Raw genomic sequence first — 12,653 nt, forward strand, 5'->3', positions numbered from 1 at the left:
GCTCCAAAGCCCATTCCATACATGCCACTATCTGCTCGCACCGGCCGCAGACTCTCTGTAAATGGTGAATATATGTACTCTTCCTTTTCATCGCAACAGTATGTCTATCTATTATAAAGGATGACCATAAAAAAGTCACGAAGCCCTCATGAGACCTTCTCAGCATGTCGTTTGACACTTAAAATTTTAGATAAAATACCAACTATCTGTCAGAATTTTTTAAAAAGGATGATTAATTATATGTATAAAACATTATTCCTGCTGAATTTGTTAAATTATTTTAATCAATTTCCGCTTTAATTTGTTGAAGTGATTGAGACTTTAGTTTATAAAAATCCCTCTTTATCCCCATTTACGTTTTTTAAAAATATATGAAATTGATATTGCAATAAATTATTCTATTCATTATAATTAATTTGTTCACACGTTTGTGCTAGGCTCTTTACATAGTGAAAATTCAGAAAAAACAAAAGAAATAGAAAGTAAGCTATTTAGGGACTTTTTTACGCTATTTCTTAAATCTGAATCTCATCTTCTATCGAGACCTTTGAACTAAAACATATTATAAGGGGGAATACAGTTGAAAAAGCGTTGGTCTGTTGTTACTTTAATGCTTATTTTCACACTTGTATTAAGCGCTTGTGGTTTCAGCGGAAACAAATCAGGCGACAGCACGAGCAGTTCTGGAGAGGCTAAAACAACACTAAATGTGAATATCTCCACTGAGCCTTTTTCTCTACATCCGGGATTGGCAAATGATTCAACTTCAGGAAGTGTCATCCGTCAGACTTTTGAAGGATTAACAAGAATTAACGCTGAAGGTAAGCCAGAAAATGCAATGGCTTCTGATATCAAAACAAGTGCTGATGGTAAAACATACACATTCACACTTCGTGATGCGAAATGGTCTAATGGTGACCCTGTCACAGCTAAAGATTTCGAATATGCTTGGAAATGGGCATTAGATCCTAAAAATGAATCTCAATATGCTTACCAGCTTTACTATATTAAAGGTGCTGAAGCAGCGAACAAAGGGAAAGCGAAAGTTGCTGATGTTGGTATTAAAGCAAAAGATGACAAAACGCTTGTAGTTGAGCTAGAGAACCCAACACCGTTCTTTACTGAACTAACTGCATTCTATACGTATATGCCAGTCAACAAAAAAGTGGCTGAAAAGAATAAAAACTGGTACACAAATGCTGGTGAAAACTACGTATCTAACGGACCATTCGTTCTTTCTAATTGGAAACATGGCGGTTCTATCACGCTTGAAAAGAACAATGAATACTGGGATAAAGACACTGTGAAATTGAAAAAGATTAACATGTCTATGATCAAAGATACAAACACTGAGCTTAGCATGTTCAAAAAAGGTGAGCTTGACTGGGCTGGTTCTCCAACTGGAAACCTTCCAACTGAGTCTTTAAAAACATTGAAAAAAGATGGCGGTCTTAAAATTCAAACGATCGCTGGTATTTATAACTACAAATTCAACACAGAATCAAAACCTTTAAATAATGCAAACATCCGTAAGGCCCTGACATACTCAATCAACCGTCAAGCGATCGTTGACAAAATTACGCAGGGTGAACAAGTTCCAGCAATGGCAATCGTTCCTCCTACAATGGAAGGATTTACTGATAACAAAACTGGCTACTTCAAAGATCACGATGTAGCAACTGCTAAAGAATTTCTTGAAAAAGGTGTGAAAGAATTAGGTTATAAGTCAGTTTCTGATCTTCCAGCATTGAAACTTTCTTACAACACAGATGAAGCTCACCAAAAGATTGCACAAGCAATTCAAGAAATGTGGAAAAAAGATTTAGGTGTAAAAGTTGAACTTGATAACTCTGAGTGGAACGTATACATCGACAAAATCCACAGCGGAGATTACCAAATCGGACGTATGGGCTGGTTAGGTGATTTCAACGATCCAGTGAACTTCCTTGAGCTTTACAAAGATAAAGACGGTGGAAACAACGACACTGGATGGGAAAACAAAGAGTATCAACAATTGTTGAATGATTCTGCGAAAGAAACAGATAAAACGAAGCGTGAAGAAATGCTGAAAAAAGCAGAGGAAATCATCATCGACGATATGCCTATAGCACCAATCTACTTCTACACTCAGCTTTGGGTACAAGATCCAAAACTTAAAGGTGTCGTCGTATCTGGACTTGGTGATGTTCAATACAAATGGGCTCATTTCGAAAAGTAAGATTATAGTGTAAGAGATCTACGGCAAGGATCTTAAGGTATATGGAGGATGTCTCTCCATATACCTTTCTTGCTGATTAGAGAAAATGTTGTAAAATCATGGAGGTGCAATTCCGTTGCTTAAATATATCGGTAAGCGATTAATATATATTTTAATCACACTGTTTGTTATTGTAACTGCAACTTTCTTTCTCATGCAGGCAGCACCTGGTGGTCCATTCTCTGGGGAGAAGAAACTTCCTGCTGAAATTGAAGCAAACCTAAACGAGCACTACGGGTTGGACAAGCCCTTATTTGTTCAATATGTAAGCTACTTAGGTTCAGTTGCAAAATTAGATTTTGGTCCCTCATTTAAATACAAAGGACAAACCGTAAATGACTTAATCGGTTCTGGGTTCCCCGTTTCCTTTACCCTCGGAATTGAGGCAATTCTCCTCGCATTAGCATTTGGTGTATTGTTTGGGGTCCTTGCAGCGCTCTATCATAACAAGTGGCAAGACTATACGATTGCCATTTTAACGATCTTTGGAATCTCAGTTCCAAGTTTCATTTTAGCTGCGCTACTACAATATGTATTTGCATCTGAGGCAAGCATTTTAGCGATTTTCCCAGTTGCAGGATGGGAGTCTTGGGCCAGCACCGTACTACCTTCTATTGCACTTTCCTTCATGCCAATGGCATTTATCGCTAGACTTTCACGGTCAAGTATGCTTGAAGTGCTAAACAGTGACTACATTAGAACGGCTAGAGCGAAAGGATTAACGAAATCAGCTGTTACGATCAAACACGCGATTCGAAACGCATTGTTACCTGTCATTACTTACATGGGACCAATGGCTGCTTCAGTATTAACAGGTAGTTTTGTCGTGGAGAAGATTTTTGGCATTCCTGGATTAGGCTCTCACTTTGTCACAAGTATTACAAACCGTGATTACACCGTCATCATGGGTGTCACAGTCTTCTACAGTATTATTCTATTAATCAGTATTTTAGTCGTTGACATCCTCTACGGTATTATCGATCCTAGAATTAAACTGACGAAGGCGAAGAAAGGGGTCTAACACATGGAAGAGATGAGAAAAGACTTATTTGTGCCGGCGACGGCTGATGCAGCAGAATCTGAAAAAATTTCTAAACCTAGTCTATCTTTATGGAAGGATGCTATGCTTCGCTTCCGTGCAAATAAACTTGCAATGGTTGGGCTTACAATTATTTTCATTGTTGTGATGCTGGCGATCTTCGTTCCGGTGTTTTCTAAATATGATTACTCTACGACAGATTTGCTTAATGCAGATCAGCCACCTTCAAAAGAGCACTGGTTTGGTACAGATGATTTAGGACGTGACATGTTTGTTCGTACATGGGTTGGGGCAAGAATTTCGATCTTCATCGGTCTTGCAGCAGCTGTTCTTGACGTGATCATCGGGATTATTTGGGGAAGTATTGCTGCATTCAAAGGCGGCCGTACGGATGAAGTGATGATGCGTATTGCTGACGTTTTATGGGCAATTCCAACACTACTAATGGTCATCTTAATGATGGTTGTTCTGCCAAAAGGATTATTAACGATTATCCTTGCCATGACAGTCGTAGGCTGGATTAACATGGCACGTATTGTTCGGGGACAGGTTTTACAATTGAAGAGCCAAGAGTACGTTCTTGCCGCACAAACATTAGGTGCGAAAACATCTAGACTTTTATTTAAACACTTGATTCCAAACTCAATGGGACCAATTCTTGTCACGATGACACTAACAATTCCTTCGGCTATTTTCACGGAGGCATTCTTAAGCTATCTAGGGCTTGGTGTACCAGCTCCATTAGCTAGTTGGGGAACAATGGCGTCTGACGGAATTCCAGCCATGACGTACTACCCGTGGAGATTATGGTTCCCAGCCGCATTTATCTGTATTACAATGTTTGGTTTTAACGTGGTTGGAGACGGACTAAGAGACGCTTTAGATCCGAAGTTGCGTAAATAAGGAGTGATTAGGATGGAACGTGAACGTATTCTAGAGGTGAAAGACCTTGCAATCTCATTTAAAACATATGGTGGAGAGGTTCAAGCCATTCGTGGTGTGAACTTCCACTTAAATAAAGGCGAGACACTTGCTATTGTAGGTGAATCTGGCTCTGGTAAAAGTGTGACATCACAGGCCATCATGAGATTAATTCCGATGCCGCCGGGTTATTTCAAGCGCGGACAGATCCTGTTTGATGGGCAAGATATTGTCAAGAAAACTGAAAAACAAATGCAAAACATTCGAGGAAAAGACATCTCAATGATCTTCCAAGATCCGATGACTTCTTTGAATCCAACGATGAAGGTCGGGAAACAAATTACAGAAGTGCTGTTCAAGCACGAACAAATTTCAAAAGAAGCGGCTGAAAAAAGAACCATTGAATTACTGGAGCTTGTTGGAATTGCAATGCCTGAAAAAAGAATCAAACAATACCCACACGAATTTAGTGGCGGGATGAGACAAAGGGTTGTTATTGCGATGGCACTCGCAGCAGATCCAAAGCTATTGATTGCCGATGAGCCGACAACAGCTCTAGATGTAACAATTCAGGCGCAAATTTTAGAATTAATGAAAGAAATTCAGCAAAAGGTTGAAACGTCAATTATCTTTATTACGCATGATCTAGGTGTTGTCGCCAACGTCGCTGATCGTGTAGCTGTTATGTATGCAGGTCAAATTGTGGAGACAGGAACTGTTGATGAAATTTTCTACAATCCACAACATCCGTATACGTGGGGACTATTGGCATCAATGCCAAGCCTAGACACAGATGGCGGAGCTGAAGGAAAGCTGACTGCAATCCCAGGAACACCGCCAGATCTGACAAACCCGCCGAAAGGAGATGCATTTGCACTCCGAAGCGATTATGCAATGAAAATTGACTTTGAACAAGAACCGCCAATGTTCAAAGTATCAGATACGCATTATGTGAAATCATGGCTACTTCATCCAAATGCACCTAAAGTTGAACCGCCTGCTGCTGTAAAGGCGAGAATGCGTGAACTAGAAGGTAGCTACGAAAAACCTGTATTAGTAAAAGAGGGTGAATAGCATGGCAGAAAAATTGTTAGAAATCAAAAATTTAAAGCAGCATTTCCATACAGCAAGAGGAACGGTGAAAGCAGTTGACGGCGTTTCATTTGATATTTACAAAGGTGAAACACTAGGTCTTGTAGGTGAGTCTGGATGTGGTAAGTCGACTACGGGCCGATCCATCATTAGACTTTATGATGCGACAGATGGCGAGGTTCTTTATAAAGGGGAAAATGTACACGGGAAGAAATCAAGACAAAAAATGCTTGAGTTCAACCGTCAAATGCAGATGATCTTCCAAGATCCATATGCCTCACTGAACCCTAGAATGACAGTGCTTGATATCATTGCAGAGGGCATTGACATTCATGGCCTTGCGAAATCAAAGCAAGCGCGTAAAGAGCGTGTGTACCAGTTGCTTGAAACCGTTGGCTTAAACAAAGGGCATGCAAACAGATATCCGCATGAATTCTCTGGTGGTCAAAGGCAGCGTATCGGAATTGCCCGTGCATTAGCAGTTGAGCCAGATTTCATCATTGCCGATGAACCAATCTCTGCACTAGATGTGTCGATTCAAGCGCAGGTCGTTAACTTAATGAAAGAACTGCAAGAAGAAAAAGGCTTAACGTATTTATTCATTGCCCATGACCTGTCCATGGTAAAATACATCAGCGATCGAATTGGTGTGATGTATTTCGGGAAATTGGTAGAGCTGGCACCAGCGAATGAATTATACGAAAACCCGCTTCATCCATATACAAAATCATTACTATCTGCGATTCCGCTTCCAGATCCAGATTATGAGCGTAACCGCAAGCGAATCAAGTATGATCCTTCCGTTCACAAAGGAACAAACACTGATTTCCGTGAAGTGAAGCCAGGTCACTTTGTGAGCTGCACAGAGGAAGAATTCAAAGAGCTTCAGGCAAAACAATCATAAGAAGGAAGAAGCACTGCTATGTCAGTGCTTCTTTTTTTATTTTACAAAAAAACAAGATGATGGTAATTTCTATTTAGCAACAAGCGGGTTCTAGGAGGAAATCAAATGTCGATATGGAAGACGTTTCGCTATTCATTCTTTCACTTTCTCATTGTATTCATGCTTTTTTCAACGTCGTTTTTGAGAAAACCAAATGGAGGACAGTGGATGCTCATATTTATGGTGCTCATTGGCATCTTGTCTTTTTCCGTGGAATATATGCTTCACCGGAAAACAAGCAATCAGAAAGAGGAAGCAAGGCGCATGAAGTATATTTATTTCATCATGTTCCAAACTGGGATGACACTCATCCTGTTTATCTGTTTTCAATTACTCATGAATCGTTCGATATAAAACTTTTTTCTGTTGTTTGAAAAAAAGTGAAACTAGAGGAGACTTTGCTGCGTCTTACTAGTACAGGCGTTTAAATAGCAGGAAATCGGGAATATCTAAGGAAGTGGTTCTTCACTATATCATAAGGAGCGGATCCATGAATTGGTATGAAAAGCTCAGTGAATACTTCCCGATAGAAGAAATGAAGTCAAAAGAGCATATGGAAGCTTTATTAAAGGAAAGAAGTGATGTTTATCATAAGGAGGAAGGACCTCATCATGTGATGATGTACGCCGAATTTGATTCTTTCATCTTTATTGATTATTTATTTGTTTCCAGAGATGCAAGAGGTGAAGGCCTCGGATCAAAGCTCATTCATAAGCTGAAGGAAAAAAAGAAACCGATCTTGCTTGAGGTCGAGCCTGTAGATGAAGATGATGCAGATACTGCAAAACGCCTAAAGTTTTACCAAAGAGAGCACTTCAAGCATGCAGAATCAATCGGTTATAAACGCAGGTCACTTGCAACAAATGAAGTGAACCGCATGGAAATCCTTTATTGGTCGCCTCTTACAGATAATGAGGAAGAAATGATGGAGGCTATGAGGAAGACCTATGAACGAATCCATACGTATAAAGATGAAGAATGGTATGGGCAGTCGTATGAGGATGTTGATGATGTGTTGAAGGTCATTGAAAATAAAAAACAAAAAAATATTTTCGATCATCTCGACTAAATGAGAATGTTCAGACATCAAGCAACACCACAAAATGAATGAAATTGTCTAGTTTTTGTCACAAAAATTGCAAGAATATCTGTTCACACTTACTTTTTTATAGTATAATCACTATAAAGATTACTTATTTAGAACAATTTTAATTTAAGAATACAGATCAATATTCATTCTACAAATTGAGGAGTGAAGATTTATGGTAACATTATACACATCACCAAGCTGTACATCATGTAGAAAAGCAAGAGCGTGGTTAGAAGAGCACAATATTCCGTATCAAGAGAGAAACATCTTTTCAGAGCCTCTTTCAATCGATGAAATTAAAGAAATTCTTCGAATGACTGAAGACGGTACAGATGAAATTATCTCAACACGTTCAAAAGTATTTCAAAAGCTAAATGTGAATGTTGAGACAATGCCTCTTCAACAATTGTATAAACTGATCAATGAGCATCCAGGTCTTTTAAGACGTCCAATCATCTTGGATGAAAAAAGACTACAAGTTGGCTACAATGAAGATGAAATTAGACGTTTCCTTCCAAGAACGGTTCGTACATTCCAACTAAGAGAAGCTCAGCGACTTGCTAACTAATAGAAAAAACGAAAAGCTGCCGATCATTTGGCAGCTTTTTTTATTTGTTTTCAGCCGTTTGTTCGTAAAACAGGCTGGCTAAAATGACCATTACGACTGTTAAAAACGGAAGCATCAATTCAAGAGTCGCATGCTGAGTCATAAATTCATTCAATTTCACATCACGAACAATCATTTCACCGCCAGTAAAAGCCAAAAGAGCACTTCCTCCGTATAATAGATACGGAAATTTGGTGAAAGCGGCATGAATCAGCTTACTTCCCCAAATAATAATCGGTACTGAAATCATCAGGCCAAAAACGGTCAGCAGCATGTTGCCTTTTGCCGCTCCTGCAACTGCAATCACATTATCAAGTGACATAAAGAGGTCGGCAATCACAATGGTCTGAACCGCACGCCAAAGGGAGCCGCTGCTTTTAATGCGAATCGATTCTTTCTTTTGTTCAATTAACAAATTGTATCCTATATAAAGGAGAAAAAGTCCGCCGATAAATTGCAAATAAGGGATGGTCAATAAATAAACTGCGGCACCTGTCATTGTTATTCTCATCAGCACTGCCAAAAGTGTGCCGATCCATATGGCTTTATTGCGTTTGTCATTTGACAAGCTGCGGCTAGCCATCGCAATGATCAACGCATTATCTCCGCCTAAAATCAGATCGATGCCAATAATCATCAGTAAGGATATGATCCACTCTGTTTCCATCCATTTCACCTCATGTCTAATAGAGCTCGTACAACCAATATATGAAGACAATTCAAATATATGTTTCTGTAAGTTTTCTCTGCAAAAAATGCGTTTTTATTTCTTTTATTCATGTTTTATCATAAAATAGACAGTACAAAGCAATACCTCAATTCTTTAAAAGGTTAACATGTAGACGGAACGGGTAAAGTGTAGTAAAGTACTATTAATTGGGAGCTTGTATGTCCCTTCAACATCTTATATAGAAGGGAAGGTTGGCAAAATGGAAATTGAAAGAATTAATGAACATACAGTGAAATTTTATATTTCCTACGGTGATATTGAAGACCGCGGATTTGACCGTGAAGAGATTTGGTATAATCGTGAACGCAGTGAAGAGCTGTTTTGGGAAGTAATGGACGAAGTGCACGAAGAAGAAGAATTTGCAGTTGAGGGACCGCTTTGGATTCAAGTGCAGGCACTTGACAAAGGTCTTGAAATTGTCGTGACGAAAGCCCAACTTTCTAAAGATGGACAAAAGCTCGAATTGCCGATTCCAGAAGATAAAAAAGATCAAACAGATGAAGAAAGTCTAGACGCACTGCTTGATGATTTTCAAAAAGAAGAGCAGGATCAAGAAGACGATAATGAGAAGGACAAAAAACTTCAACTTCAATTTGTGTTGAAAATGGATGACTTTGAAGATTTGATTGCACTTTCTCAATTAAATATGCAGGATTTTACCACAAGTTTATATTCGTTTGAAAACCGTTATTATCTATATGTTGACTTCCACGAGGATTTGTCAGATGAGCAAGTGGAGAATAAGCTCAGCATTTTGCTTGAATATGCTCATGAATCAGTGGTCAGCATTTACAGACTGAAAGAATATGGTCAGCTGATTATCGAAGGTAATGCCCTTGAAACGATTCAACAGCACTTCTCGTAACCAACAAAAGTCGATTTCTATAGAGGAATCGGCTTTTTTATCTGAATGAATAGGTAAATAAAGAGATCGGCAAGGAGAAAATGAAATGAGAAATTTAGTCAAAGTTCTATTTTTTCTTATCATTACGATAGGTGCTTATTTAGTCATTCAATTAATTGCCGGTGATTTAGCGGTAAGTGTATTAAGTTCTGTCAGTGTTCTATTCACTTTATCGATTATCTTCATCGGGTTTGTCATATTCTTGGAGAACCGGAATCCATCTCAAACGATAACGTGGCTTGTCCTGCTTGGCAGCTTTCCGTTATTCGGCTTTTTGTTCTATATTTTCTTTGGACGCAATATCAAAAAGCGCCGGTTGTTTGAAAAGAAAGCCATCCTGGACGAACAGTTAATCCAGGAAGATGAACATATTCATAGAGAAGCGATTGAGAAAATGACGCATATGGGTGATCATCAGCAGCTCTTATTTAAGCTGGCCCACAGACTTGGACATACCCCTATTACGTATCGCACGTCCTCTAAAGTCCTGACGAATGGAGAAGAAACATTCTCTCATATTTTTGAAGAAATCAAAAAGGCGACACATCACATTCATTTAGAATATTATATTCTCCGCCACGATGACCTTGGACAAGAATTAAAAGATATTCTCATTGATAAAGCGAAAAATGGCGTGATTGTCCGCTTTTTATATGACGATGTAGGGAGTTTAAAGCTCTCTCGTCAATATATTGCTGACCTCGAAAAGGCTGGCGTTCAGATCGTTCCATTTTTACCCGTGAGGCTGCCTCTGTTAAATAATAAAATCAATTTCCGAAATCACCGAAAAATTGTCGTGATTGATGGAGAAGTTGGATTTGTTGGCGGGCTGAACATTGGAGACGAATATATGGGTAGAAGCAGACAATATGGATTTTGGCGTGACACCCATTTGATGATTAAGGGTGAAGCTGTTCGTGACCTGCAGCAGATTTTCATGCAGGATTGGTACTATATGACGAATGAAAGATGCGCAGGTGTGGACTACTTTAAAGATTTCAGCCACCTTGAAAGCACAACACAAGGCGTACAAATGATCGCTGGCGGACCTGATAAACAGTGGGAGGTCATTAAAAATCTCTTTTTCTCCATGATTATCTCTGCCAAAAAGTCTATTTGGATCGCTTCACCATATTTTGTGCCAGATGATGATATTTTGTCTGCACTGAAAATTGCTGCATTAAGCGGAGTAGACGTACGGATTATTGCACCGAAGAATCCAGATAAACGGATCGTCTTCCATGCGTCCCGTTCATACTTCCCGGAGCTTTTAGAAGCAGGGGCAAAGGTGTATGAATATGATCAAGGCTTTATGCATAGTAAATTTATCATTGTGGATAGTGAGCTGGCTTCGATAGGAACGGCCAACATGGATATGAGAAGCTTTCATTTGAATTTTGAAGTGAATGCCTTCCTCTATAAAACGAACAGCACTGAGAAGCTCGTGAACGACTTCTTAGGTGATTTAGAGCAGTCGCACGAGATTGTCCCAGAAGAATTTGCAAAGAGACCGTTAAGGGTCAGACTCTTTGAATCAACAGCAAGATTATTATCGCCATTACTATAAAGATTGTATTTTCCCCCTTTTTATCAAGGGGGTTTTTTCATTTTCCTCAAGAAAACATCAGTAAAATTATATTTTCACACAACAAAAGTTCATTTTACCTATTCGCTCTCTTATAGATGAAAAAGCTATAATACGGTCAACAAAGACAAAGGGGCGAACTGAATGAATACAGCGATCATGGATAATGGAAAACTTATTCGAATTACACATCACTTATCTAAAAACAGGTTGGAGCATGTCAGGACGATGTGCAAATTTTACTGCCCTGAATGCAGGGAAGAAGTGCAATTAAAGCTTGGTGAACAACGTGTTTATCATTTTGCACATAAACAGCTGACAACATGTCCACTAGCCTCAGGCGAAACGGCATATCATCAGGCGGGGAAAGAAGCCATTATGAATTGGCTTCAGCGGCTTGGACATAAACCGGTGCTTGAAAAGTATGTGTCAAAGATTCATCAGCGTCCTGACGTGGCTGTCTCTATTGGAGGAACAAGCTATGCAATCGAATATCAATGCTCAAATATTTCACGGCAAGAGCTCCGTAAAAGGACAGCAGGACTCCGCGAAGCAGGGCTCTTCCCTATATGGGTTATAGGAGCAAATCGTTTAAAGCGAAAATCTGCCCAGCTCTTTTCCTTCTCCTCCATTCATTGGGGAATGTTAAGGGAATCACAGAAAGAAAGTCTGATTTTTTATTGTCCGCTCCAGAACCGATTCATCCATCTTGCTCAACTCCTTGTATTTCAACCAACGAAAATATGTGCTGCCATGACTGTCAGACCGCCAACAGCATACCGCAAACTTTCGGATATTCTATCGCCGCCCTCAAGCAAGCGTCAAGTCTACAAACAATGGCTAAAATGTATACAGCAATTTAGGCAGCGGCCTCCTCGTATTTTATCAAATGAAAGCAAACGGTTGAGAGACGTTTTTTATGAGCATCATCAAACAGCTTTTCCTTTTCTGCCAACTGAATTATTTATCCCGCTGAAAGAAGCGTATATCTTCACAAGTCCCGTTTACGTCTGGCAGGGGTGTCTGTATGATTGGATAATGAGGAAAAAAGGAAACAGGCCAGTAACGATTCAACTGCTGATGAAAGAAATCAAGCGGTGTGTCCAGATGAAAGAAGTAAAGCTCCGATATGGCGATATTTCAATAGAAGAAATAAAAGAGGTCATCACTGCATATGTTCATGCGCTTGTTAGACAAGGGTTTTTACACATGACAAAAGAGGGTAATTATGAAGTAGAGTCAAATCAAATGCCAATACAAACAGTAGATGAAGCGTTCAAACGAGATGCTTTCTTATTTCATTAGCATGTTTCATGCCCACTTTGATCATGATAAGAAAAAGGTGGTGCTGCGATTGAATAGAAAGAAACGCTTTTTTCTCATTTTTTTAGTCTGTTTGGTATTTATTTCTGCATATGATTTGACAAATATAGTTCAAAACAAAGAAGATAAATACAACACCAATTTCTTTCACTTTCCGAAAGG

12 protein-coding genes, 1 pseudogene and 1 other annotated feature (1 of these 14 cut by a window edge) are annotated in these 12,653 nt (G+C 39.2%); of the genes and pseudogenes, 12 read left to right on the plus strand and 1 reads right to left on the minus strand.

The window, feature by feature from the left end; translation table 11 throughout:
• Positions 1–100, minus strand: a binding site (T-box leader) (it extends 119 nt beyond the left edge of the window).
• Between the two features lie 480 nt (positions 101–580).
• The 8 genes from MHI11_RS06060 (at position 581) to spxA (ending at position 7,910) form a co-directional block, all read left to right on the plus strand.
• Entirely contained in the window at positions 581–2,218 is a 1,638-nt protein-coding gene (locus tag MHI11_RS06060; RefSeq protein WP_340960670.1) for a peptide ABC transporter substrate-binding protein, read from the plus strand.
• A 115-nt stretch (positions 2,219–2,333) separates the two neighbouring features.
• A complete protein-coding gene (locus MHI11_RS06065; RefSeq protein ID WP_050945284.1) occupies positions 2,334–3,278 on the plus strand; it encodes an ABC transporter permease in 945 nt (314 codons plus the stop codon).
• 3 nt (positions 3,279–3,281) lie between these two features.
• Positions 3,282–4,199, plus strand: coding sequence for an ABC transporter permease (locus tag MHI11_RS06070; RefSeq protein ID WP_050945283.1), 918 nt, complete (start codon positions 3,282–3,284; stop codon positions 4,197–4,199).
• Positions 4,200–4,211: 12 nt separating this feature from the next.
• Positions 4,212–5,291: an ABC transporter ATP-binding protein gene (locus MHI11_RS06075; RefSeq protein ID WP_445661859.1), complete on the plus strand. Its 1,080-nt coding sequence runs from the start codon at positions 4,212–4,214 to the stop codon at positions 5,289–5,291.
• Between the two features lies 1 nt (position 5,292).
• The gene (locus tag MHI11_RS06080) at positions 5,293–6,213 is read left to right on the plus strand and encodes an ABC transporter ATP-binding protein (RefSeq protein WP_044139933.1); all 921 of its coding nucleotides are present in this window, start codon (positions 5,293–5,295) and stop codon (positions 6,211–6,213) included.
• Positions 6,214–6,318: 105 nt separating this feature from the next.
• Positions 6,319–6,606 carry a hypothetical protein gene (locus MHI11_RS06085; RefSeq protein ID WP_340960672.1) on the plus strand — a complete coding sequence of 96 codons (288 nt, stop codon included), beginning with the start codon at positions 6,319–6,321 and terminating at the stop codon, positions 6,604–6,606.
• 136 nt (positions 6,607–6,742) lie between these two features.
• Complete coding sequence (locus tag MHI11_RS06090; protein ID WP_106064992.1) at positions 6,743–7,321, plus strand: GNAT family N-acetyltransferase; 579 nt, start codon at positions 6,743–6,745, stop codon at positions 7,319–7,321.
• 193 nt (positions 7,322–7,514) lie between these two features.
• Entirely contained in the window at positions 7,515–7,910 is a 396-nt protein-coding gene (spxA, locus tag MHI11_RS06095) for a transcriptional regulator SpxA (protein ID WP_003211421.1), read from the plus strand.
• 40 nt (positions 7,911–7,950) lie between these two features.
• Here the strand turns inward: spxA and MHI11_RS06100 are convergent, their stop codons facing one another.
• Positions 7,951–8,616 carry a TerC family protein gene (locus MHI11_RS06100; RefSeq protein ID WP_340960675.1) on the minus strand — a complete coding sequence of 222 codons (666 nt, stop codon included), beginning with the start codon at positions 8,614–8,616 and terminating at the stop codon, positions 7,951–7,953.
• A gap of 175 nt (positions 8,617–8,791) precedes the next feature.
• Between MHI11_RS06100 and MHI11_RS20910 the strand changes: the two are divergent.
• The 4 genes and pseudogenes from MHI11_RS20910 to MHI11_RS06115 all read left to right on the plus strand — a co-directional run.
• Positions 8,792–8,912: pseudogene (locus MHI11_RS20910) on the plus strand (hypothetical protein); the annotation flags it as partial.
• On the plus strand, positions 8,879–9,544 hold the full coding sequence (mecA, locus tag MHI11_RS06105) for an adaptor protein MecA (RefSeq protein ID WP_034619997.1): 666 nt from the start codon (positions 8,879–8,881) through the stop codon (positions 9,542–9,544). The pseudogene MHI11_RS20910 and the gene mecA, both read left to right, overlap by 34 nt.
• An 85-nt stretch (positions 9,545–9,629) precedes the next feature.
• A complete protein-coding gene (cls, locus tag MHI11_RS06110; RefSeq protein ID WP_340960676.1) occupies positions 9,630–11,150 on the plus strand; it encodes a cardiolipin synthase in 1,521 nt (506 codons plus the stop codon).
• Between the two features lie 162 nt (positions 11,151–11,312).
• Positions 11,313–12,473 (plus strand): competence protein CoiA, encoded by a 1,161-nt coding sequence (locus MHI11_RS06115; protein WP_340960678.1) that lies wholly within the window; start codon positions 11,313–11,315, stop codon positions 12,471–12,473.
• The last annotated feature ends 180 nt before the right edge of the window (positions 12,474–12,653 follow it).

The organism is Bacillus sp. FSL K6-3312 (genome assembly GCF_038007485.1).
In the GTDB taxonomy this organism is placed as follows: Bacteria; Bacillota; Bacilli; order Bacillales; family Bacillaceae; genus Bacillus; species Bacillus pumilus.